Source organism: Neotamlana sedimentorum, assembly GCF_000943565.1.
GTDB lineage: Bacteria > Bacteroidota > Bacteroidia > Flavobacteriales > Flavobacteriaceae > Neotamlana > Neotamlana sedimentorum.
Genome location: NZ_JTDW01000001.1, coordinates 379,958 through 406,055, shown reverse-complemented (window position 1 = coordinate 406,055; position 26,098 = coordinate 379,958). Strand labels below are relative to the sequence as shown.

Sequence of the window (26,098 nt, the reverse complement as noted above, 5' to 3'; positions counted from 1 at the left end):
TTAAAAATTCACATTAACTCCAAACGTAAAACTTCTAGTAATTGGGCTAGCTCCTTCTTGATATCCGTAGGTAGTTGGCCCTGCATAACCTGTGTTTTCTGTTTCTACCCCTTCAGGGTTGTAAGATGTATAATTATCTCCCATTATGTACAATAAATTGGATGCTGCTACATAAACTCTCATGGAACCAATACCTACTTTATTTACAAAATCTGGATTTAAAGTATACCCAAAAGTTAAGTTACGTAATGCTATATACGATGCATCTTGTATCCCTGAGCCGTGTGCATCTCTGGTTTCTTCGTAAAATTTACCCGATGCATCTGCAATACCATCGTTATTGGCATCAAAGCTAGCTCTTAGTCTTCCTCCAAACTGTGATTTCCAATATAACGGATCTATGTTATAAACCTCTGCGCCTTGTGATCCTTGAAATTGAAATGAAAAATCGAAATTTTTATAATTCATTGAGCTTGATAACCCCCAGTAAAAATCTGGGTTGGCTGAACCTAATTTTACGTAATCGCCTTCGTAAGTTATTTCTCCATCTCCGTTTTGATCTACTACATACCATTCTGAACTTCCAAAACCTATGTTTCGAGATGGATCTTCTATATGAATAGTTTCTACTTCGCCAGTTACTTGGTAGCCCCACATTTCGCCTATTTCACCACCAACGTAGTTTCTAAACTCAGGCCCTCTTCCGCTTGGTCCTCCATAAATTTGAGTTGGTAATGCATCTAAATCTCCTAAACTTGTAATTTCTGTTTTTACGGTAGATAAGTTAGCATTAATACTCCAGTTAAAATCCTCTTTTTGAATGATGCCTGCATTAAATTCAAACTCAAGTCCTGAGCTTTTTACATCGCCTCGATTTAATACAATTGAAGGCGTTCCTAAAACTTCTGATACACTTTGGTTAATTAGCATATCTTCAATATCTGAAGTATAATAATCTACACTAAGCCTAAAACGGTTATTTAAAAAACCGGTGTCTATACCATAGTTTGTTTCTTTATTGGTTTGCCAAGTTAAGTCTGGATTTGCAACGTTATTTGGAATTAAAAACCCTGTACCAAAAGCAGTTTGTGATGTACTTAATATACTTAGTGCATCGTACGACCCAAGGAAAGATTCTGTACCTAATGACCCTGTGCTAAAACGAGGTTTTAATAAACTTATAACTTTACTATCGGCTAAAAAGGCTTCTTTATGCATGTTCCAACCAATTGAATATGCTGGAAATGTTGCATATTTTTTATTTGCACCAAATCTAGAATCGCCATCTCTTCTTAATGAAAATGATAATAAATACCTGTCATCAAAAGCATAATTTACTCTACCAAAAATACTTCTTCTTGATCGTGTCTCATCCACTTCGTAAGAAACTACATCTTCTGCGTTAAAAAATGAATAATTTAATGGTAAGCCAAAAGGAACGTTTGTACCATCGTTTACAATACCTTTATAGTATGTGTTTTGAAACTCTAAACCTACTACTGCAGACACATCGTGCTTATCATTAAATACTTTAGCATAATTTAAAGTAGTTTCGCTTAAAATGGTAGATTTTTTAATGTTAGAAATATCTAAGTTTGTTTGTGTAGAACGTTGCTGTCCATCAGATAAAATACCTCTATAGTAAAAATCTTGAGTATCTTGAATATCTGATCCGAAAACAGTTTTAATATTTAAACCTTCTAGAATGGTGTATTGTAAATAAGAGTTCATATTAGCAAAATATGTTTTCTTCCAACGTCTTGAATTATCAAATTTTGCACCTACACCCGCATCTCCTGTACCTCCAATACCATTTTGATTTCTTCCATAATGCCAATCGTGTACCACATCACCAGGTTGTAATAAGTATATACTTGTAGGATCTAAACCTATACCTCTTCTATCTTGATCGAAGCTTCTATCAACATTTGCCCCAGTAAAACCCGATTCGTATAAGGCTTGTCGTTTAGAATCTAATTCTTGCACAAAGGCAATAGACTCTGCTGTATGATAAATTGGGCTAATACTATAAGTTCTTAAAAGATCACGCATATCCCAAGGCACAATATCCTGATTACCATAGTAGCCATTTATACTCATTCCAGCTTGTAGTTTATCGTTTAAATTGGCATCAATATTCATTCGGGCATTTACGCGCTCGAAACCTTGACCATTTACAATCCCATCTGTTTTTAAATACCCTAGAGATGCAAAACCTTTTAAATTTTCTGAACCCCCACTTACGCTAAAATCATGACTGGTTGAGTTGCCATTTCTAAATAGCCAATCTTCTACACTAACTACGTCTGGAGCATTTTCGTAGGCATCTAATCTGTAAGCTAGTAGTGCCGGATCTATTTCAGAAAGGTCGTAGGCATCAGTTTGTATTTCGGCCGCCCACTCTGAAGCTGTTTTTAACATTTCGATATCTCTTACATATTTGCTAGATGTGCTTGTATAAGCATTATAGCTAAAATTAAGTTTTCCTGTTTTTCCTTTTTTGGTTGTAACTAAAATAACACCATTGGCACCTCTAGACCCATAAATTGCAGCAGATGCAGCATCTTTTAAAACTTCCATGCTTTCTATGTCGTTCGGGTTAACTGTTGCTAAATTGCCAGAAATAGGATATCCATCAACAACAATTAAAGGACCAGAGTCTCCAGATATAGAGGATGCTGCTCTAATTTGTATTTTTAAATCGGCACCAGGTTCTCCACTTTGATTTTGTATTAAAACCCCTGGTAATTTACCTGCCAAGGCTTCATCTACTCGCGCTACTTGAACCGCCGCCACATCTTCTCCACCAATTTTAGCAATGGCTCCTGTTAAATGTGATTTTTTTCTAACGCCATAACCAACAACAACAACTTCTTCTAAAGCACTAGTGTCTTCTATTAATATAATTTCCACTGATTTCTGCCCTGTAATATTAAGGCTTTGACCTATATAACCGAGGTATGAAAATTTCAAAATATCACCGTTTGAGACCGTTAATTGAAATTGGCCATCAAAATCGGTTGCGGTTCCTTTTGTGGTATTTTCTACAATTACATTTACACCAGGAATTGGCATTCCTGACTCATCTTTTACAACTCCGGATATTTGATATCCATCTTGGGCAAATAATGATATATTAAATATCAAAAGTAGCCATAAGCTTAGTTTCACTTTTAATTTCATTTAATGATTTATTTAGTTGTTAGTATTTACTTTTTAATTGGTTAATTTTTTAACCAATTTTTAAATTTAAAGGCATAAGATAACCTGTCATAGGCTTATGATTTTATTACCTACTGACATCCTTTTAAGAGTAAAAAATGCTTTTAAATTATGATTTGCACACTTTGGTTTGCAATGAAGAATTTTAGAGATGTGTTCTTTTCATAATGTTCATATTTAATTTAGTTTTATAGGTTTTTGTCTGGTATTCCAAATTGGTACCCCAAACTGGTGTACCAAATATATGATATAAAATTTTATCATCAAAGCTTTTTATAAAAAAAATAGAATACATTTAACATATTGTTTTTCAGTTTCTTAAATTTCAACATATAAAAAAGCCCTAAAGAATCAAAAGATTAACCTTTAGGGCTTTAACTATTACTAAACTAAAATTTTATCTACTCATTTTCCAAAATACCTAAATTAAAACCATCAGTCGCTTTTCCTGTTAAAGGCGATGTTTTACTTAATTTAAAAGTATTTTCTACGAACTTTGGATTATAATTCCAAGTATTTTTTTCAACATAAGCTTGGTCGCCAGTTACAATAAGTTCTTCGGAATTATAAAAATTATTATTAAACAAATTTACAATAGGTTCGCCAACCACTAAATGCATATTTAAAGCCTTAGTATTATTAAAAATATTGTTTTCTATGGTATTTACTTGCACACCATAAAGTGACATTGCTGCTTCGTATTTATTCTTTTTACCAAAACCTACATTATTAAATACATTGTGGTTTACTTCAAGAAAAGGACCAAATGTACTTTCATCTTTACCACCTCTATACAACCTTAAAGCAGTTCCTTGTAAATCTGTAATTATATTGTTTTTCATTATAAAATACTCTACGTTATATGCACCAATATCATCAGTTTCTTTATCTAAAGCAGCGATATGACCTGAAATATTTTTAAAGATTGAATTTTGAATGCTTATAGTATCGGCAAAGGTGCCTTTTGAAACACGAAGCACATCGAACGAGTGATTTACAACCATATCTTTAAACTCACAATTATTTATAAAAAGCTTATAATTTTCAATCATGGAGTTTTTACTGGTACATATTACCGAATTACCGGCATAGTCGGGTGATTTTGAACCGTCGAACGACACGTTTTCTAATTCTAAACTTCCTCCATTTTGAATTTGGAAAGCCATCATACGTTCAAACAAAACTGTTGCTTTTTTCTCGCCTATGGTTTTAAAAGTTAAGGGATGATTTACTGCGACAGCTTTAGTGATTAAATACTCTCCGCCTTCTTCTAATGCTATAATATCACCAGGTTTAGATGTTTTGACAATATCGTATAAGGTATTAATGCCGGGTTTAACCTTAATTATACTTCCCGAATTTAACGCAACATCCTCATCATCTTTTGAATACCATGAAACTCCTGTATTTTCTTTTGTTGCAATTTTAGGACTTATTGAAATAGGTTTTATAGCATTGGATGTTGGTATTAAAAACCCTTGATCGTTTTTTACTAAAGTGATTTCAGTATTAGTAAATCCGTCTTTTAAAAGTCGTTTTAAATTATTTCCTAGAATATTATTTTTAAAGGTTATTCCACTTATGACATCGTAAACGGTAAACAAATCGGACTTAGATTCGTGATAAAAAATATTATTAGAAATTTCTGATGTTTTTGGAGCAGTGCTTCGTTCGGCATCGCTACCTGCACATAATTGAATGTGGTCGCAGTTTATAAATGTGTTATTATTAACTTTAGAATTGATTACCGGAACATAACGGTTTGGTGGCGAATTAGGCACGCCATTCATCATTACAAAAGCGCCTCTAAAACGGTAGCCTGTTAATCCAATATGATAGTTATTTATAACGGTTTGGGATTCGTTTATTAAACGAACACCACCTGTGCTTGGTTTTCCGTTACCAATAAAGACGTTACCATCTACTAAAGTTTCGTTTCCGTGACGCATGGTTAAAGTTCCTGTACACTCAAAAAAAGTATTATATTTAAAGGTGTTTTGGCAAGCTTTATTTGAAATAATTTCATGCTCGCCATTGGTTCTATCAAAATAATTAGATTCTACTAGTGTATTAGAATTTTCAAGAGCATGATGACTCGTACCAATTCTTAAAGTTTCGCCTCCGTTGTTTCCATAAGTTGGTCTTGGACCAAAATAATTATGATCTATTCTATGATGATTCGCTCTGCTTTCCTCAGTATCTAAACCAACTATCATGGTTACACCTAAGTTTTTCTTACCGACAATATGATTATGGTCTATTCGATTATTTTTACCATAAATAGTAATCCAATAATCTTGTACTTGGCGTTCTGGATTATTATAATTATCGATAACACAATTTGTTAATCGGCTGTTGTTTGCTATTTCCTCTCGGCTTTTTCTTAAAGAAATCACAGCGTTTGTGGGTGTATATCCGTTTTTAAACACCAAACCATCTACAATTAAATATTCGCCTGCAAGTTGTAAGTTTGAATTTCCTTCTAAGGTAACTTCTCCCTTCGTTTCCACTGTTAAAGTAATAGGTTTTTCTTTTGTTCCTTTACCTTCAAATACTAGTTCTACATCTTTCCAAACACCATTAACCAAAGTTATTGTATCTCCAGGATTGGCATTTTTTACAGCTGTGTTAAATTCAGTTACATCTTTAACCAATAATGCATTGGAATTTGCTTTACCAACCTTTTTATCGCAGGACATTAAAACAAACAAAGCGAACATTAAAATCGAAAAATTTAGTTTAGTTTTCATCTAGTTTTTTAAAAATATTTAGTTAAAATTCCAACTACACCTGTGTAAGACACTAAGCAAGAGAAAAATAAAGCTGCAAATAAACATATGTTTATAAACACTGATGTTTTATACCCTTTCATCACCTTTTTATTATTAACAAGCAGAATAATACCCAAAACTACCAATGGCAAAATAAATACATTAAAAACCTGTGATAGAATTTGAATTTCAATAGGATTAGCACCAAATGCAGGCCCAATTAAAGCCACTAAACATGCTATTGCTGTTATTATTTTAAATTGTTTTGAATTGGTATCAAGCTCACCAGATTGGTAATCGGCAACAAGTAAAGGTGCTATTAATAAACATGGAAATATAGACGACAATCCAGCACTTAGTGCCCCAAAAAAGAAAATAGTAACCGCCCATTTTCCTGCAACTGGCTCCAAGGTATTTGCCATATCTAATACATGAGTTACTTCTTTACCTTGATAAAATAGTGCGCCTGCAGCTACGGCCATAATAGTGCCACTAATTACAAATATTAAAATAGCAGCAGTAATAGAATCTTTTTTCTGATCTTTTAAATTGTTTATTGTCCACCCTTTCCCCTTAACAAATAACGGGCGTGATAAAAATGTAGCCGCTGCCATTGTTGTTCCTACAAATGCCGCTACCAACATTTTACCATCGGGCACATTTGGTATAGAAGGCAATATACCTTTAACTACATCTAACGGTAATGGTTGTACTAAACATAAAGACAACACAAATGACAGCCCCATTAAAGTTACAAAAATAACTAGTATTTTTTCGAAAAAGGTGTACTTACCGACCAACATTAGTAAATAAAAAACAACGATAATTATAATGGCGGTAATTAAAACCGTTTCGTATTTTAAACCTTCTAATCCTTGATAATTTAAAGCTAATATTTCGTAAATTATGTTGGATGAAATCCCTAAAATTCCCATTAAAGAATTCCATTGCCCAAATGTAATACCTACAATAATTAATATCGCTAAAGCTTTGCCATACTTTAAATGCTTTTTAAAACCAAAAAGCGCGGTTTCGCCAGTAAGTAAAGCATAATTACCATACACAAACATTAAAATTCCAGAGAAAATACAACTTAATAATAGCACCCAAAGTAACTGCATATTGTACTTACTTCCTGCTACTATCATTGCTGTTACACTTCCGGTTCCTATGGTGTAACCTATTGCAAAAATACCTGGACCAAAACTAAGTACAAGGGCGATTATTTTTTTTAAAAGTGATTTTTTTTGAACAGTTTCGGACATGTTATACTTATTTAGTTTGTTGGTTGTTTTTTTTAAATTTTAAAGCCGAAATAAGGTGGTGACTTATATATGATGGCTTAAAATTTATTTCAAATGTGTTTAATGATATGTTTTATAATCTCGTTTGGCTTTAAATTAATATCTACATTTATGGCGTATTGGGGCGCTTCTAAAGTGTCGAATTGGGACTGAAGCATGTTAGACGACATAAAATGATTTTCTCGTTTATTCATTCGATTTAAAATTTGGTGGTACGAACCCACCAAATGAATCCATTTTACATGCGTTTCAATAGTTGCACTTAATAATTCTCGGTATTTTTCTTTTAAGGCCGAACAAACAATAACACAGCTGTTTTGTTTTAATTGATTTATGGCTAAATCATTTAAATTTAATAACCAGCCTTGACGGTCTTCATCATTTAAAGGCATACCGTTACTCATTTTAACAATATTTTCTTTAGGGTGAAAATCGTCACCATCAAAAAATGGAATCTCCAAAGATTCTGCAATTAATTTACCTACAGTACTTTTTCCTGAACCGGACACGCCCATAACATAAAACACAGTATTCATAACTATATTTATTAAGGTGCAACACCTGGTCCAACTGTGGCATTGCTAAACCAAACTTCGGCATAACAACCGTTTTCATATTGTTTTGCGATATCGCCGCCATAGGTTTCAGAGCCTGTACTCCAAACTATATTTTTCTCTGGATCTTTTCCATTGGTTTGATTGTAAGCCCCTTGTTTAAAATATTGAATTTCTCCTGCATAAGCCGAATCGCGTTCAATACCATCACGATCTATTGGAGCATATAAGGTTAAAATTTGTTCTGGTATATCGGCTTTTGTTGAAAAATCTGATTTTAATAAATTCTTTGTAAACTTAACCGTTTCATGTCCTTCGCTTGTAAAAGTTAAATACATTATACCTTCATGAACATTTACCTCGTAACTAAAAGTTTCTCCTAATTCAATACCTTCTTCTGGTTCCTCTGGATAGGTATCTGGTGTTTCTCCGACAACAGACATATCGTTACCCCATACCGCTGTAGAAAAATCCCAACGTTTAGAATTATCGCCATCTGTATTAATTTCGTAGTTCCAGTAAACCGAACCTTTTTTATGCCCTGGAAACTTTTTATAAAATATTTTTAATGGTTCGTTTTCATGCCCTTCATCGCTATGAATTTGACCAACAACTACCGAGTAAGAAGCTGCTACTCGAGCATCACCAGATGTTGATACATGCATAACCTTTAAAGTTCCTGTTAACTTTCCGCCTGTTTCAGGAATCCAATGTTTTTTCTCTCCTAATTCAGTTCTTGTATTACTTGAAGTTCTAGATGTTATACCAGAATTAGGTGTTTTATAAACTACCCAGTTTGTTTTTCCATCATTTTCTACATAGAAAAAATCTTCTTTATCAAAATTTATTAACGAATCAGACTTTGTGCCATCGCCAAGAAAAATCTTCCATTTATCCATAAAAGGAATTACATCGCTTGGATAGGTGGTCTCAAGATCCATTTTTTCTTTTAACTTCAAATGAATTCTTTTCTCAGAATTTTTACAATCTGAGAAAAGAATTAATAAACTTAGAATAAAGCCTAACTTTAAAGCACGTAAAAAAACATTAAAACCCATTGTCTTTAATTCATTTATGATTAATAACGGTACGATAATTTACAAATTTATTTCAAACTAAATTGGCGCACCAGTTTGGTGTACCAAATATAATAAAATAATCTATTCAATAAAATTAAATATAAAATAATACTAATTATATATTGTATGTGATAAACAAAATATAGGTTTTTGAAACGGATTGAATACCATAATTCAATGAATTTTTAATGATTCGATTAACTTAAGTGAAGCCATAAATTTGGAGCAATGAAATGCTCTCATATTTATTAATACTATAACTCTATTCAACTTTAAGGCGAGTCACTAATAAATTCTTTCGAAAATTAAAAGCATAAAAAAAGAGTAACCATTTCTGATTACTCTCACTTAGTAGCGGGAACTGGACTCGAACCAGTGACCTTCGGGTTATGAGTGTTTTTCCGTATGGTATTAAGAAAACACAATTACACTGATATTCAATGATTTAATAAAAACATAATAGTATTCAATGTCAATTAATATCAATTAAAAGCATAAAATGTTGTACCTATGTTGTACCTATGTTGTACCTGTTTTTATTACCTTTATAATCTAAAGCATTCAATATGGCAACAGTTAAGGCAGTACTCCGAAAAAAAAGGAATCCAGAAGGACATTATCCAATATCTATAAGAATTACAAAGGATAGAAAAAGTTCTTATTTAGGAACTGGTCAACATATTGAAGAAAAGTACTGGGATGAGAAAAATAGATGCGTTAGAAAATCGCATCCCAATGCCAACATCATTAATAATTTTATACTTTCCTAAATCGCTGAGGCAAATAAAAAAGTTCTGGAAGCTGAAAACAATTCGGACTATCAAACAGTCAAAGCGATCAAGAAAAATATTATGCAAAATAAAAAAGTTGATTTTTTTGCAGTTGCAAATATGCATCTTGAAAATCTCAAAAACAGAGAAAAACATCATCAGTACGATACTGAGCTTGGCCGCCTTAAAAAGTTCAAGAGTTTTCTCAAAAAAAATGAGTTATTGTTTAATGAACTCAGTGTTTTACTTCTCAAAAAATTTGAAACCTATTTGCTTCATAATAAAAAACGTTCGCCAAGAACAGTGGTAAATTATCTCATCTTAATACGAACTATTTACAATCTTGCCATATCTGAATCTTTAGTTGACAGAGGGAGATATCCTTTTGGGAAAGGGAAAGTCCAGATTAAAATTCCAGAATCACAAAAGATTGGACTGAATCAAAAAGAAATTAAAAAATTAGAGAATGCTACAGACTTAACCGATGCTCAACAAAAAGCAGTTCACGTCTGGCTCATTAGCTTTTATTTTGCAGGTATCAGGGTTGGTGATGTCTTAAAATTGAAATGGTCTGATTTTAATGATGGAAGATTAATGTACCGGATGAACAAAAACAGTAAATTGGTTACACTCAAAATACCTGAAAAGGCTAGCGAAATAATTAAAATTTATCAACAGAACTATTCTCTGGATAATGATTTGATTTTCGATTATCTTAAGGATACAGATCTGAAAGATTCTCAAAGGGTTTCTATACGAACACAGACCATAACGCGAAACCTAAATAGACATTTGAAAAAAGTTGCTTCCAAACTGGACATAACCAAAAAAATGAGTATGCACATTGCAAGACATAGTTTTGGTAATATTTCAGGTGATAAAATCCCAATTCAAATGCTTCAAAAACTTTATAGGCACTCCTCTGTAACTACAACTATAAACTATCAAGCTAATTTTATTAATAAAGATGCAGATGATGCTTTGGATAGTGTAATCAATTTTTGAAAACAAGAGCTTTCAGTGAGAATTAACGTCCTTAAGCTCACTGAATAGTTTATTTTTTCCGTTTGTAATGCAACTGTGCTAATCCAGTATCAAATGTTTTTGTACTCACAAACTCAAGTAACAGCTCAGGTCTTCCGTCTTTAAATAATCTTGTTCCATTACCTAATAATATTGGAATGACAGAAATAATAAGATCGTCAATCAAGTCATCTTTTAAAAGTTCGTTTATGATTTCTGCACCGCCATCACAATAAATATTTTTACCGCTATCATTTTTTAACTTTTGAACTAACTCAGTTAGATTTCCATTATAAAACTTCACTTTTCCTACATCTGGCCTTTCGGTTCTTGTAATCACATCATTATCCGAAATTGCTGTTGGAGTCGTTAGAGTTAATTTTTTTTCGTTGTTAGGACTATCTGAGCTAACAAATTTTTCTATTAAATTACCATTCTTATAAAGCCCAAAACATTCTCCGATAACTCCAAAACCCACAACACCAACAGAAATTATTTTTAAATCTGAAACATAGCTAGCTGTATTGGGCTTTATAACGATGTTGGAAAATTTGAAAGACAATGTTTCGTTTGTGACAGATTGCAACGAAGACCCATCATTTGTATTGAATAAGGTTTCGCCAGTTTCTTTGATTGCAAATAACCTAGTTGAATTATTAAATGCAGTTAAATATACGGGGGCAACTCCATCCTTTGTTCCTAATGTTTCCAGTGTAAAACTTCCTGTAAATTTACTAAAAACCGCAAATGTTAATGTGCCAGAAATTGGTAACTGCAATTCCGTGGTACCTGAAACCATTGCCTGTGTTCCTGATATTGGAGTTCCGTTGCCTCTAATTTTTTGAGTTTGTGCATAACCGATAATTATTGAACTAATCGTTAAAATTGTAATTAAAAGTGTTTTTTTCATGATTATTATTTTTAATTATTTGTTGTTTAATTCTAGATGGTTTTGCGGAGTTAATTATTTTTTTGTGTAAAAAGCATCACTCGGAAGCCTTTCTGTTTTATCACTGTATCCAAAAAGATTTTTCTCTTGAGTGTTTCTATTTAATTCTTTGATAGATAAGTCGGTTTTATTTAATAGTTTAGAAGTAATCAGTATCTTTTCCGATTTTTTTAAGGGTATATAGTAAAAGCCATCCGACTGTTTTTTGTAAGAAACCAACTTCCTTTTACTGTAAAAATAAGGTTGTTGAATATCTGTCTTAACTTTTGCTATGTTCTCATGTAAGCTCTCAATTTCTATAAACTCGGTAATACCCGCTATTTTTTTTGCGCTAACTAAGAATGCACCCTGTGTGCGTAAATGATAAAAAGAAGCATCTGGCCATAAGGTTGGTATGGCTGGAAAAACGTTGATTTTACCATCCCAACTTTGCAAAAACATATCATGTATACAGGTAGCAAAGGATAGTGGGCTTTCAATTACTGGGTTCCCTTCTGCATACATTGTTGTTGGAGAAACATTTTTGTGACTGATAAAAAAATTAAGGTAATAATATGCTTTATCAGCATCATTAAGCATGGCGTACATAGAGGCTGCACCAGTAGCTGTGTACCCAGTAACAGGCATTGCATTAACTTTTATATCACTATTTATAGAAACATTTAGCCAGTGGTCTAAAGTTGTACGTAATAGTTTTTTATTATATTCTGTTTCTAAACTTAAAACAGATAAGGGATAGAACCCAAGTAGATGTGAATAATGGCGGTGAGGTGTATTAAACGGAATATCTTTTCCAATACGTAAGCCATTATCATCAATTTGAAAACCAACGAGATTATCATATAAATTTTGCCATTCTTTTTTTAAAGGGTCGTTTACGTGATATTTATCGTCTATACTTAGCAACGTACTAGTACTCCATTTTATGAGTGCTATAGTAAAGTTGATATCTTGTCCGCGTCCTCCAGGGTATTCTGGAGACCAGCTATTTTTTATATGAATTTTTCCGTCAGTGGCATCAACAGGATTATCTTTTATATAGTTAAGATAACTATTAACTGCTTTCTTTAATAAAGGAAATAGCTTAATGCGTATGCGTTCATCATCATCTTCAAATTTACAATGCAACCAATAATTGTGTAAAATCCATACTAGCATATCAGGCACAACGGCTCCGTTATAGGCATCAAAATCTTGTGGAAAAAGCGTAGCTAAGTTTATGCTTTCTTTCCATTTGCTGGTTACATTGTTTTCTAAATTTAATTTATATTTATCTATAGAGTTTGGCAATGACTCGCCCACAGCCATTCTATTTGCCGTTAAGTGGGTCCAATATTGGAGCTCTACATTTAGATCTCCCCATACCATTGGCCAAAAAGTTTTATGATACCAAGGTCCCATTAAATCCATAATGGGTCCATTTCCTCTAGTAGCTGATGCTAGTTTGTACATTTGAATCCAATAAAAAGATTCCTTTTCTATATCGTTAAAAGTTATAAAACTGAGGGGGTAATATTGATGCCACCATTTTTGATGACTTGTAAAAAGAGTGTTGTTTTGTAGTAATTGCTCAGCTTGGTTAATAGTATTTTTAACAACAGTCAAACTGTTTTTTTCTGGATAACTATGGTGTACACTAGCGATTAATTGTTGTTTGCCAGATGCTGAACCTATAATTTTCCAAGCTGTAGTTGTTTCTCCTCTGTGTTGATATAAGGGCTGATAGCAAAAATTCACTCCCTTATCTTCACTAAAAGTTGCACTATCAGGCATTGGCATTGGAGCATTCCGCATTTTATCCCAGCCACTACCTTTTGGACCTTTACCGGTTTGTAAAGTTTCCCAAACTGGTGGTATAGGTTTATCTGCAATCCAAGTAATCTTTATTGATTCACCATCTTTAGCTTCTGTTTCAAAATAAATAACATCAAGGTTACTATGGGTATACCCTTTGATAAAATATGAACCTGTTGTAGTGTAAACCCAGCCCGTTAGCTGTGCATTCCATAAATCAAGTCTTAAATCAACGGATTGTATTTGTCCTTTAGACTGTAGATCAAATCTACCTAACGGTAATCTTCCTCTATTAATCCACAACATTTGATTTTCTTTTGAAGCCTCTCTATGGTCATAATAGTCATGTCTACCTGTATAAACTGACATTATATTCTTGTTTGTAGTAGTAGTTTGATAAAAAAGAAAACCTACATTTCCATTTCCGCTATAAGGTGCTACTTCCCATCTTTTAGGTACTTTAGTCCATTTCATATCATGCTGTGATAAAAAAGAAGCGAAATTCACATCCATCTTTACTGTTTGTGCATTTGAAGAAACTGAAAAAAAGATTACTGATATGAAAAGTATTATACCCCAAAAAACAGGTGAAAAATCTTTTATAAATTTTGAAATAATGAAGAAAGGAAGTTTGCTGAAAGAAATAAAAGCGATATTTTTCATTTTTATAAAATTATATATTGATAATACCTAAATTATTACTATCCAATTATTAGTTGTGTTATAAGTCATTTGCATTAATAAGTGTAGCACTTACTATTTTGTTTTTTAAACCTGATAAATAAAGTTTTCAGTCTTTTGTCCATTTAAAACACAAAGAAGTAGAAATTTTTTCCGCGTGGTAATATCGTCCAAAGAGAAATTCCTACACCTTATTTTGAACTGCTGGACTTTGGTTCCAAATTTCAAATACAATTATCCCTTCGGAAGTATTTAATCCGTATGCCGACTGCTCCGCAGGAGAATCAACGCTTTTTAATTTATTGTTTAACCAGTCCGCCATCAGACTACTTTTCTCCGAAATATCAATTAATTTTGGAACTTCGGATGTTTTTGCCATCTTTTTAGTTTTGGTTTTTGGGCTCCAAATTAATCGATTGGAAAATTTTTAAATCTTATTTTAAGTGTAGGTGAAAATTCACCTACAGAAAAATCTAAGTTCTCAGATGCTTCCGCACCAAAAATCATGCGTAATATTGGTTTCTTATTTCTTTACAATAAGTTGTTTAGCACCAGAATTAGTTTTTAGGTAATATGTACCACTTTTTAAATGGCTTAAATCTATTGTTTCGCTTTCATTTGAAATAATTTTGCTTAATAGTATTCTTCCATTAATATCATAAAGATCAACAACTGTTAAGTTTGCAAAGCCTTGAATGGTTATTATGGATTCTACTGGATTGGGATACACCTTAAAATCAGTCTTATTAATAACTTGTTCTGAAATTCCTAAAACATCAAAATTAACAGCTTGTTCTGAATACCCTAAAAGTTTCCAACTAAGAGCAGTTCTATCATAAGGAAAAGAAGAATATGTATATAAATCTGTTGTGATTCTATTGGTTCCATCAGCACCTTCAATCAGACACACTGGTAAACTGTTCTGAAATGGAGTTGCTTCTAATGTTAGATCTGAATTAGCTTGTGTTGTCTCAGAAACTTCGAACTTTGATCCTGATGAGGTGACTTGATAATGTATATCTGTTGTTTGATCTTTAGTATTGTTATTAGCAGTAATAAAAGCCTCACCTTCTAAGCCACTATCTAGTATTTTTGATTTCACATCATCTACAGAAGACCCTAACACCATAAATGTTCTGAATTGCATAGATTTTCCACCAGATAAATTCCCCTGAGGAAATCGTATTAACTCTAATACATAAAAGTCTCTATCATTCGCTATTGCTTCTCCCCATCTTATTACACCTGGTCCAGCACTTTGATCCCTAGTAAAAACTAATCCCATAGAAGGACCATTTCCATCCTGACTAGAAGAGTAAGCAATCCAGCCTCCTGTACTTGCTATACTTATTTCTTTAACAGGAAAACTAGCAGGTGTTTGTAAGCTATAAGAATTGTCTTCGTTTGAGACAAATAAATAAGGCATACTTGAATGTCTTACTCCTCCCCATGGTACATCTAGAAAAGTAAAGTCTTGTTGACCAAAATTATGTAGTATGTTATCTACTTGAATAACTCCATTTCCAATATTTTTATGTCTTGTATAGAACATAAGATCTGCAGTATATCCAAGTGTTAAGTTCTTGTCTGTATTCGGTTGCTGTCCCCAGTTTACCGTAGTAAAAGATTTATCGTCAGCATCAAAATGCTCTGCTATTAAAGGAGAGTAAAAAGGATGGTTGTTTTCATCTACTTGTTCAGGTAAACGTACATAAGAACCTGCCTGATGTATAATATCAGGTGCTGTACCAGTATGACGAGAAGAAGCAGCCACCATTTGAAAGACATCATCTACGAATGGCGTGTGATGAAGCCCATTAGAAGCTATATTGGTTCTATGTTGTGGTGGAACTATTTCACCATGAACAGAATTTCTAAATGAATAAATTTGAGCTCCCTTGCCTATTCTCATAACATAACCCTCGTCATTTTGTCCATTGTCATATGTTATGCTAGCATGATATATAGACTCCTCAGGGTAATAATTAAATACAGAGAAAGTAGAAGGTGTTGCTGAAAAATTTCGGGTAAAAGATAGACTTGTGTTATCTAACCTTGTTGGTCCTCCATCAGAAAAAACATCTGTAAGATTAACATCCTGTGCTATTGCTGCAATGGTTGCTGAAAGGAATAATGTAGTAAATAAGTTTCTCATAAAATAATAAGTTATTTAGTTTAAAAAAAAAGTGAAATCTAGTTTATTGGCTTGAAGGTTAATGGTTTTAAACTTGATGTTTTCCTATCTCCTTCTACCAAAGAAGTTAAAACAGTATGTTTTTCCGCAGTTTTAAACTCTAAAACCTCCATATTATAAAATACATGTTTTTCAGTACTAGCTTATTGGTTGCGTACTACAATATCTTCATCTTTCGCCGTTATCTAAACTAATCGCCCATCTTCATTATAACAACTCCAAGTAAGAGCAACCAGGTATTTATGCATTTACTTTCAGGGTAACAGCAACATTATCTTCCCAACTGCAAACTTGATTAACATGCTTTCTCTACAATTTTATCAATTCTACCGTTGCTTTTTTAACATATGTAAATTAACTATTTTATTTGCTTTTTTAGTTGCTCATATCTTACATATCCATACTCATATCGACCAAATACTATCGAATTATAAAAAACATAGTCTTTTACAATGTCTTTCCTATAAGGTGTATTCATAATATTAAAGTCAGTCGTCTTGGTATCCCACATGCAAAAACCATTATGATGTTTTGTTGTAAACACCCTGGGTTATATTGGTCTGGGTTAAAAGTCTTAGGAAGCTCATTAATATAACGGTCAAGATACTTTTTTGAAGCACCTACTATGGAATGACTTATTACAGAACCAAGCTGCGAATCAAAAGACCAGTGCACAAACATACCCAAGCCCCAATTCATAAACTCTTCGTTCCTATCAATATCATTTACAAGTTCACCATTTACAGGGGCACGCATATTCTGTGCTTCTAGATGAGAAAACTGTACTTGCGAAATACAAATCAGAACTATAATTCTAAATCTTTTCATTATTTAATTCATTGATTAACAAAACCTTAAACATCACCCAACACTATCATTTCTCTCATATCTTCTTCCCGAGTGGTCATTTTTACTTTGATTTTTACAACCTTTGAAGATTATTAGCACCGTTGTTATTACAAAATATTTAAAAGTTGTTTTCATATCTAATTAATTTTATTCCTTACGTAAAAACAAGTTTGCTCTTTCTTTTGAAAAACAATTTTCCGCAGGGGCTGTTGGCAATGTTTCTTCAAAAGTTTTAATTTTATTCAATAACTCCTTCACTTTCTCTGGATGTTTATTGGACAAATCCATTTGCTCAGACCAATCGGAGTTAATATTATACAGTTCGGTTCTACCCAATTCAGAATTGGTTAAGAGTTTCCAATTAGCTTCCTGAATTCCAGCAGAGGGCCAAAAATCTGTTCTGTTATTTGAAAAACGCCAATCCCAGTAAATAGGTTTATCTCTTTTAAAAGCTTTTCCCTTAATGGCAGATAGAATGCTTACTCCATCGGGTTTATAATTATCTGGGAAAGTCACTCCTGCCAATTCTAAAAAAGTAGGCAACAAATCTACAGTAACTAATTCAGTTGTTTTGTCTACTATGCCAGCAGGACTCTCACTAGGCCAACGCACAATAAGTGGTATGCGTACACCACCTGCGAACAATGAACGCTTACGCCCTTTGAGCTCTCCAGTTTCCCTACGGAATAATATGACCCCAAACCTGGACCTGTAGAATTATCATCAGTAGTCATATCTTTTCCAGTTATTTCAGGACCATTATCAGAAGAAAAAATGACTAAAGTATTATTATCAATACCTAAATCTTCCAATGTTTTAAACAATTCACCTATACGAGCATCATATTCTGCAACTACAGCTGCATAGACCTGTTCCTGTTCATTTAAATTTGCAAATTGCTGCATATATTCTTGTTTAGGATAATGTGGTGTATGAGTTGCGTGAATCCACGCATTTATAAAGAATGGCTGGTCTTTATAGCGTTTGGCAAAATCGATAGTTTTGTACAAAGTGGAATCTATATGCATTTGATGCAATCTGCTTGGTAAATTAAAAGCACCATATTCATCATACCCATATTTCAAAGGAGAAGGAGCATCATCTACATGTGTATTGGATAGGTGCCATTTTCCATAATGAGCTGTTGCATACCCAGCATTTTTAAGCATTTTAGGAAGTAAGGGAGCATTAGGGCTCAACCAATCTGGCATGTTACGTTCCATATGAGATTCTACCGTAGCAAAATGACCATGAACACTATGTCTCGCTGGGTATTGTCCCGTCATAACTCCTACTCTACTCGGAGAACAAACTGGATTAACTACCAAAAAATTTTGAAAATCAATACCCTCTGCTGCCATTTTATCAAGATTTGGTGTTTTACAAAAGGAACTTCCATGAATTCCTAAGTCACTATAACCCCAATCATCTGCGAAAATGAATATAATATTTGGCTTTTTCAATGCATCGTCCCCGATTAATTTAATATTTTTAGTACTTGGTTTACATGAGAAAAAGACCATAGCAAAAAACAGATATAATAATCGGATTTTATATAACATTGTAACTTAGAGTTTTGAGTTAGTGACAAACTTAATTCATAAAAACCATAAAACACATCTCATTTCAACCATCTTATTGCTCAAATCTTAACTAACCTATAGAAACCAACCAGTTAATTAAAAGCACATCACATAGCTTCTTAATGTAGCTTATAAACCTATTGAACCTGATTTAATTACTATTCCCACACCACGTTTTAAACATCTTAGCTTTTAAGAGCCAACTGCACTTGATTAATTGGAATACTCGCAATAGGCACTCCAGATTTTGCAGGCATTTAAAAGCAATCGATTTCTCACTTGCTGGTAATCCTAACAATGTTGTGAAGTACAGCTTTGGATTCTTAATAAAATCTTTTTTCGATTTATAGGATTTTGCATAGTTGCGTTTGTAGCCAAAAGTTTTGTCAAAAGTGCTTTCTGCTTCTGTGAAAAACGCATCTCTATCAAACCCACGTTTTACAATTTTACCATGCATCTCAACTTCCGAACTTTTGTATTTAGATCCTGGCGATAGACTCACAGAATTTGATGCATCTTTTCGGCTTATTATAATATGACTTTGATTACCCGTTTTTTGCAATGAAGCTAATGATTTAAAAGAGCAAAATACCAATGTTGTTGAAAATTTGAAAAACAAAATAATTGAATGACAAAATACGCTTCCCATAAAGCCTAATGAAAACTATTTTCTATAGAAATAAAAAGTCTTTATTAATAAAAATAGGGCTCTATTTTACTGCTCATATCTATTAACACTATAACTAATAGCCTCAAAAAGTTTAATCTTTTGATTTAATGATTTCTTCGTGAACCGCTTTTCCCTCAACATCGTAATGGATAAATTTTATAGTTGGAACATCATGTTTGTTCCTAAAAACATATACATACAAAAACCCGCCTTTTACTCTTAAAAATTTATGCTCTGGTCTATAATCATCTGGGTCCCAACCTTGTGCATGATCATCACTAGTTGGCCCTTGGCTAAACTCTAAAAGACCTGTTTCTAAATCTTTCGAAACGTATTGCCAGTGTCTATCTCCATTAACAACAAATGTGTTTTTTTGAGAAGCAAGAAATTTACGAAGCCATTTACCTTCTGTTTCGTATGACTTGTTTGAGTGATTATCTATTTTAAGTTTAGCTCTATCAGGTCCAACAACTGGAGTTGGAGACATTAAAATTTTAAAAGTGGCATTTGAAGATTCAATAGAAGATTTCAACCACGCTTTTTGTTCTTTTCCAAAAATTGACTTTTCATCACCATCTTCATCTCTATTATCGCTCCTAAATTCACGGGCTTCTACTAACCATACTTCTAAATCTTTACCCCACCTAACACTTCTAAAAGGTTTATCATTTAAAGGTACTTGCTCATTCCAAATCTGTAAAGCATCATCAAAAGTTAATTCTCCAAACGGTTTAGAGTTAGGAGTTGCATCATCTCTCAAAATATCATGATCATCCTTTTGTAAATAAGAAGGCACATTTGAGTAGAAATCAACTAAAGATGGCCATGAATTAATTGCATGCCATTTATGTCTCGCCAATTCCACATTATATGACATTGGACCAGGCTTATCATAATATATATAATCTCCCGTTTGGCAGTGAAAAGCTGGATTTAATTTCAGCATATTATCATAGGCTTTAAAACCTCTAATAGGATCGTCGTAATCCCAAAAATATTGGCAAGTTGAGGATGTAAAACCTACTGGTACAATCATTTCTGATGAAGGAGCTGTTTTAAATGAACCTAATATTTCAGTAATAGAACCATTCTTATCTTTTCTTCCTTGTAATAAAACTTGATACTCCGTATTGGGATTTAACCCATTAATGACTTCCATAAAAGTATAATCCTTATAAGGAGACACATGTTTCCAGTCAACTGAAATAGTATCATTCACATTAAATATATTTATTTTAATCTCACCAAAAACACCTTCTACAGCACCATCCATTTTATTTACTGGCATATTATTGTCAAAATCAATCGGTGCTTTAAAAGGAGCCTTTTTTTGTTTATGGTAAATTGGAATGGCATTAGGCAACTTACATAATCGTGTCCAAATAACAGCACTTGTATCCGTTACCTCTTGAATTTTAAGTCCGTTAGTAAAATAAACCTGTCCTACAACAGTATAAGGTAATAACTGAAAAAGGAATAAAAATATCCCACAAAAAAAGTATTGTTTTTTGTTCATCTAATAAAAATTTATGTATTTATACTATTCTTCTAATTTTAAAATGATATTAAAGGTGCTATATTAAGCTGTCACAAGGTATCAATCATTACAATTTTTTCACGTTCGTCAGGTGTGCGGGTTGACATATTGACATTTTTAAATTCAATATTTCGAGCATGACGAATATATGCTCCCCAAGTTGGTAATTTCCCAAAGAAAAACTGCTCGGGATAACGTGCTTCGTCTTCTGGCACTATTATTTTAGCATCTTCTTTTGTACCCCCTCCAGGATAGGAAATCTCAATATCCTCTAACACTACATTCTCTATGTAATGCCCCGGAATTCCAGAAATCATAATTCCGCACCGCTCCGGAATATCACTTACCACTGTTGCCTTAATATTACTGATCTTAATATTTTTAATCGTCCCTGGTGGCAGACCTTCACTTTCTACTTTTTTATTATATACTTGTTCCGTTGGTACATCATATTTTCTTCCACGGTTTCCCAATCTAATAAAAATTGGACCTTCTACATTATTCATTACAATATTTGAAATGGTAATATCTTCTAGAATGCCACCATCAACTTGAAGAAGCTTAATAGCCCCCATGCGTGTATCCGAAAAATCACAATCTGAAACTGTAATGTTTTTAAAACCTCCACGAGATGATGTTCCACATTTGAACGCAGATGTATGACTAGTAATTCTACAATTTTTAACAACCATATTTTCTGTTAATCTAGATGTTGTACTTTTTGGACAAATAGCATCATCACCAGAATTAATGGTACAGCCTTCAATCAATACATTTTTGCAACCATCTATATCAAAACCATCATTGTTGGTATTCACACGACTATCTATAACTACATTTCGAGCAACTATATTATCACAATCAACCAAGTGGGTACACCATGACGCACTATTTTTAAGAGTGACATCTAAAAAATCAATATTTTTACAATTAACAAAACGTATCAACATAGGCCGTTCGCCCAACGTGTTACCTATTTTAACAGGAAAATTCTTCTTGTCACCACGCCCATTTATGGTTCCCTTGCCTGTTATTTTTACATTATTGGCATTTTGGGCATAAACTAAACATTTATTGAACGCCGGACCTTCAATTGCTCCAATATTACTGGTTGAGTAATCGGATAAGGATGAACTTCCCAAAAGGTTTGCCCCTTTGGTCAAATGAAGTTCTACATTACTTTTAAGATTGATGGTCCCTGTTACGAAATTTCCTTTGGGAATAATTACTTTACCTCCATTTTTAGCACATTCATCAATGGCTTTTTGAATAAATTTTGTATTGACAATTGTAGTATCACTAACTGCTCCATAATCAACAATATTAAATTCATTTTTTATATTATTACATCCACATAACAAAAATAATATAGCAAGTGTTACAAAATTTATCGTTAAAATTCTATTCCTTTTCATCATCATAATAATTGTTTGTTTTCTATTTATTAATAAAACCTTCCACATCATCTAAAACTATCATTTCACGTTTATCCTCAGAACGGGCTTCCATTTTTACATTTGTAAACTGGACATTTTTAGCATGACGGATGTAAGCCCCCCAAGCGGGCAGAACCCCAAAGAAAAATTGCTCTGGATAACGAGCTATATCTTCTGGAACATAGTTTTTTGAATCATTTTCCGTTCCCCCACCAGGATATGAAATCGAAATGTTTTCCAACACTACATTCTCCACATAATGTCCTGGAATACCTGCAATCATTATAGGGCCTGCTTTAGATTTTTCCATATCGGTAATCTCCCCTGATAACTCTAGTATATCTTTTTTATCTGATGCTTTATATGCTGCCATTGCTGCTTGTTCCCTATCTTCAAATGTTACTTCTGCAACAACATCACTAATACGAATGTTTTTAAGCGTTCCAACGGGCCTTCCTTCTGGCTGAACATCAGCTTTAAATTTCTGAACTATGGTCTTTTCATATGTACGGCCTCGGTTACCTAATCTTATGAAAATAGGATTTCCAACATTTTTCATGGTAATCCTTGATATATCCACATTTTCCAATTTTCCTCCATCAACTAACTGAAGCTTAATTGCTCCCATGGGGCTATCGTAAAAATAACAATCAGTTACTTTTACATCTAAAAATCCTCCATATGAAGAAGTTCCAAATTTAAGAGCAGCCGTTCCGCTTGCTACTTTACAGTTTTTCACCACAAAATTACGACATGGGTGAAGAGAACTTTTTAAGCAAATGGCATCATCTCCTGCCTCGATATCACAATTTTCTATAAGCACATTCTCACAGCCGTCAATATCCAAACCATCATTGTTATAGCCATTATTTCTAAAACGAACAGTGACTCCGTTAAAATGTACATTCTTACTATCAATAATATGAATCCCCCAAAATGCTGGACGTTTATAAGTCACACCTGAAAAAGTAAGCTTATCTATATTAACCATCCGGATCAAACGAGGACGCGGTCTACCTCGCTCCCGTGGAAAAGATTGAGGAGTGCCACGACCGTCAATAACACCAAGTCCTTCAATCCGTACATTTTGCGCATTTTCTGCATAAATTAAACAATGTACATTACCTTCTCTCGCTTCGATGAGATCAGTATCATAATCGGCAATATTCTCACTGCCCAATAAATACGCCCCATAATCGAGCGAAAGCGTTACATTGCTTTTTAACTTTATAGTACCAATTATGTACTCCCCAGCAGGAACCCAAACTTTTCCACCTCCCGCCTTATTACAGGCATCAATAGCCAATTGTATAGCTTTTGTATCCATAGCTATGCTATCACCAACGGCGCCATAGGTTTTTACATTAAAAACAGCTGTTTTAGAAGATAATTTAATCTGGTTAAAATTAACTGATTGTGCACTTCCATATAATACGAAAGATAAAAGAGTAGTTATTATGATAAAATTTTTCATTTTTTTTGTTTTTTATTTTCCAATACCGTCAATCCTTTACCGGAATGTTTATAAAAATAGGGAAAGGTACCTTCAGCATGATTCATATATTCTTGGGCAGAACCCCAAAAAGAACCTCCCATGTACCCTCTACTCTCAGCGGTGTACGGCTCCCCCTTTATTTTTGCAATGTCAGCTTTTAGCATAAGCCGTGTTTTCCAAAAATCCATTAAACGCACATGCATGTACATGGTATCCCAAATACCATATTCTGCTTTGTGTGCTTCATTAATGATCAACTCTGTTTCTTCCAATGCTAGGGACAGAGCTTTGGCAAAATCCAATGGATCTTTATTTTCAGCATATGCATCACAGGCATCTACAATAATTTGTAATGCTTTTGCCGAACGCATATGTACCGCTACTTGATACATAAAGTGAGACTGATAATAGTCCTTGCGATTTTCTGGAATTTCTTTAGCGAGTGCCATTGTAGAGTTCCACAATTTTGGGAAAAATGTTGCCGTTTCAGTGAGGACTTCTTTTACAACACTAACATCTACAGTACGTCTTCCTCCTTTTGTTTCTTCAATAATCTTATCAAGGCTTTCCACCTTGGCAATTCCATCTCCAAAACGTTTAAGTAACCCTTGGGTCAAAAATTGTAATAAGTGTTCCCCGCGCGCTCCTCTATATTGGCCTTCAATCGGCATCTTATCACGCATATAAGGTATATTGTAATAATGCAATCTTAAATCTGCTAATTTTATAGCCAACGCAGTTCCAAACTCTTTAGCATACCAGTCTATAAGATAATCTTTCATGGCATTACTAGGAGTTTTATTGAGAGCAGATTCTGCATCCCACAAAAAGTCTGTAATAGCTTCAACCGACATCGCGGCAGGACGGATGCCGCTTACATTTATTATGGCATACTTTGTTGCTCCTTTTTCAACATAACGCCTCAATTCACTATAAAATCGTGCTGGAGGCACAGCCTCGGTAGTACGGTTCTGCGTTAACATCTGCATCATCACATGGTAATATAGACCATCTCCCTTTGCTACATTTTTACCTCCATCATCCCGCATAAATCCCCGGCCATCATCGGCAAACATTTTTGATACACCATCGGGTATTTTTAATAGCCCTTTATTATACAGTGCTCCTTGTTCGTTCCAAAGCGCAGCAACAATCGTTGCATGGGGTTGATACTTTTTGATGATGTCTGTTTGCATTTGCATTGCTTCAGCTATCACTTTCGCTCTGCCTTCATCCGTTTTAGGAGCTTCGGGATCACTATTCCAAAATGCGCCATCGCTCTCTCCCCTAAATCCAATAACCCAAGCAATTTCTTGATCTTTTTGTGCTATAACAGCTTTGGTCCAAGCATCAATTAAAATATCTTTGTGGGTTATAAATGAAAAGGGGACATTTTTTGGCCAATCCATCATATTCAGTCCAACAGGCGTAACATGATGGTGTGTGACCACTACCGCTCTACGCTTACATAAATCATAAACAGTAGCATCTGGATAGGGGGCAGATTCTGGAATGATCATGTTTCCTTTACATCTTAAAAGTGTTTCAAGAATTTTATCCATCCATTCCATGGAAATGACATTGCCTCCCAAAGGGTCCCTGTGCATGCCATCGTGTAGTTCTTCATCATTAATAAACCAACCCCTATTTTCAAAAGTCGGTTTCTTTGAAATGATTTCATCCTGGGATGTAACTATAATTTCCGTTTGTTTTTTAGGAACATGGTCCGTAAAAATGTACATGGGGTCTATTCCCAATATTTCTTCACTAAAGGTGTAAAGCCCGTATATAGCGCCACGAGTATCCGCGCCCACAGCAACGACTGCTGGGTTATTTTTTAATGCCCCTAAAAAAACATGAAACTGCTCTTTTCCTTTAGGAACTTTTGCATCAATTAAATGTTTGGTGTTTTCGGTCGTTCCAAATACAATAACGGGCCCTGTCCAATGGCTTGCGGGTTTGTCATGAAAAATAACAGGAGGATATCCAAAAACTTTGTACCAATCCTTTTCTACATCACGTATTGCTTTTTGAATCGGCATATTTTCATAATCCGCTTCAGCAATTACCCATGGTGTATCTCCATTTATGGTAAGGGATGTTACTTGAGCATTTACTCCTATGGCAGCGATAAATAAAATGAATAAACAAATTATTTTTTTCATGTAATACATGTTATTTTTTATT

The 26,098-nt window shown here is 33.7% G+C and carries 19 protein-coding genes and 1 pseudogene; 2 read left to right on the top strand and 18 right to left on the bottom strand.

The features are described from left to right. The 5 genes from PW52_RS01765 to PW52_RS01745 form a co-directional block, all read right to left on the bottom strand. Positions 1-3,183, bottom strand: a complete 3,183-nt coding sequence (locus tag PW52_RS01765; protein WP_044631186.1) for a SusC/RagA family TonB-linked outer membrane protein — start codon at positions 3,181-3,183, stop codon at positions 1-3. Positions 3,184-3,623: 440 nt separating this feature from the next. Further along, positions 3,624-5,972 carry a chondroitinase-B domain-containing protein gene (locus PW52_RS01760; RefSeq protein WP_052823315.1) on the bottom strand — a complete coding sequence of 783 codons (2,349 nt, stop codon included), beginning with the start codon at positions 5,970-5,972 and terminating at the stop codon, positions 3,624-3,626. 8 nt (positions 5,973-5,980) lie between these two features. Further along, entirely contained in the window at positions 5,981-7,258 is a 1,278-nt protein-coding gene (locus PW52_RS01755) for an Nramp family divalent metal transporter (RefSeq protein ID WP_044631185.1), read from the bottom strand. Positions 7,259-7,347: 89 nt separating this feature from the next. Beyond that, positions 7,348-7,833, bottom strand: coding sequence for a gluconokinase (locus PW52_RS01750; RefSeq protein ID WP_044631184.1), 486 nt, complete (start codon positions 7,831-7,833; stop codon positions 7,348-7,350). Positions 7,834-7,844: 11 nt separating this feature from the next. Continuing rightward, entirely contained in the window at positions 7,845-8,909 is a 1,065-nt protein-coding gene (locus tag PW52_RS01745; RefSeq protein ID WP_044631183.1) for a polysaccharide lyase family 7 protein, read from the bottom strand. Positions 8,910-9,496: 587 nt separating this feature from the next. On the opposite strand from PW52_RS01745, the gene PW52_RS17670 reads away from it, so the two are divergent. Together PW52_RS17670 and PW52_RS01740 are read left to right on the top strand one after the other, a co-directional pair. Continuing rightward, positions 9,497-9,700, top strand: coding sequence for an Arm DNA-binding domain-containing protein (locus tag PW52_RS17670; protein ID WP_240475134.1), 204 nt, complete (start codon positions 9,497-9,499; stop codon positions 9,698-9,700). Between the two features lie 81 nt (positions 9,701-9,781). Beyond that, positions 9,782-10,705 (top strand): tyrosine-type recombinase/integrase, encoded by a 924-nt coding sequence (locus tag PW52_RS01740; RefSeq protein ID WP_240475133.1) that lies wholly within the window; start codon positions 9,782-9,784, stop codon positions 10,703-10,705. 49 nt (positions 10,706-10,754) lie between these two features. On the opposite strand, the gene PW52_RS17320 is transcribed toward PW52_RS01740, so the two are convergent. The 13 genes and pseudogenes from PW52_RS17320 to PW52_RS01685 form a co-directional block, all read right to left on the bottom strand. Continuing rightward, positions 10,755-11,633, bottom strand: a complete 879-nt coding sequence (locus PW52_RS17320) for a dihydrofolate reductase family protein (protein WP_240475132.1) — start codon at positions 11,631-11,633, stop codon at positions 10,755-10,757. Between the two features lie 54 nt (positions 11,634-11,687). Continuing rightward, complete coding sequence (locus PW52_RS01730; RefSeq protein WP_131453961.1) at positions 11,688-13,772, bottom strand: glycosyl hydrolase family 95 catalytic domain-containing protein; 2,085 nt, start codon at positions 13,770-13,772, stop codon at positions 11,688-11,690. A 559-nt stretch (positions 13,773-14,331) separates the two neighbouring features. After that, complete coding sequence (locus tag PW52_RS01725; RefSeq protein WP_044631181.1) at positions 14,332-14,526, bottom strand: hypothetical protein; 195 nt, start codon at positions 14,524-14,526, stop codon at positions 14,332-14,334. Between the two features lie 144 nt (positions 14,527-14,670). Further along, entirely contained in the window at positions 14,671-16,302 is a 1,632-nt protein-coding gene (locus tag PW52_RS01720) for a T9SS type A sorting domain-containing protein (RefSeq protein ID WP_044631180.1), read from the bottom strand. Between the two features lie 397 nt (positions 16,303-16,699). Further along, positions 16,700-16,852: a hypothetical protein gene (locus PW52_RS17825; protein ID WP_205618109.1), complete on the bottom strand. Its 153-nt coding sequence runs from the start codon at positions 16,850-16,852 to the stop codon at positions 16,700-16,702. Beyond that, on the bottom strand, positions 16,816-17,097 hold the full coding sequence (locus PW52_RS17620; protein WP_205618108.1) for a hypothetical protein: 282 nt from the start codon (positions 17,095-17,097) through the stop codon (positions 16,816-16,818). Before PW52_RS17620 ends, PW52_RS17825 begins: the two co-directional genes overlap by 37 nt. A gap of 240 nt (positions 17,098-17,337) precedes the next feature. Further along, positions 17,338-17,802 (bottom strand): sulfatase/phosphatase domain-containing protein, encoded by a 465-nt coding sequence (locus tag PW52_RS17765; RefSeq protein WP_052823314.1) that lies wholly within the window; start codon positions 17,800-17,802, stop codon positions 17,338-17,340. Further along, positions 17,769-18,752, bottom strand: coding sequence for a sulfatase-like hydrolase/transferase (locus PW52_RS17760; protein ID WP_052823313.1), 984 nt, complete (start codon positions 18,750-18,752; stop codon positions 17,769-17,771). Before PW52_RS17760 ends, PW52_RS17765 begins: the two co-directional genes overlap by 34 nt. Positions 18,753-18,902: 150 nt before the next feature. Next, a pseudogene (locus PW52_RS01705) lies at positions 18,903-19,335 on the bottom strand (DUF5712 family protein); the annotation flags it as partial. 199 nt (positions 19,336-19,534) lie between these two features. After that, the gene (locus PW52_RS01700) at positions 19,535-20,959 is read right to left on the bottom strand and encodes an alkaline phosphatase D family protein (protein WP_044631178.1); all 1,425 of its coding nucleotides are present in this window, start codon (positions 20,957-20,959) and stop codon (positions 19,535-19,537) included. 71 nt (positions 20,960-21,030) lie between these two features. Further along, positions 21,031-22,446, bottom strand: a complete 1,416-nt coding sequence (locus PW52_RS01695; protein WP_205618106.1) for a glycoside hydrolase family 28 protein — start codon at positions 22,444-22,446, stop codon at positions 21,031-21,033. Next, entirely contained in the window at positions 22,418-23,890 is a 1,473-nt protein-coding gene (locus PW52_RS01690; protein ID WP_082050797.1) for a glycoside hydrolase family 28 protein, read from the bottom strand. The genes PW52_RS01695 and PW52_RS01690 overlap by 29 nt, the downstream gene beginning before the upstream one ends. Beyond that, entirely contained in the window at positions 23,887-26,076 is a 2,190-nt protein-coding gene (locus tag PW52_RS01685; protein WP_044631177.1) for a glycosyl hydrolase 115 family protein, read from the bottom strand. The genes PW52_RS01690 and PW52_RS01685 overlap by 4 nt, the downstream gene beginning before the upstream one ends. Positions 26,077-26,098: the final 22 nt, after the last annotated feature.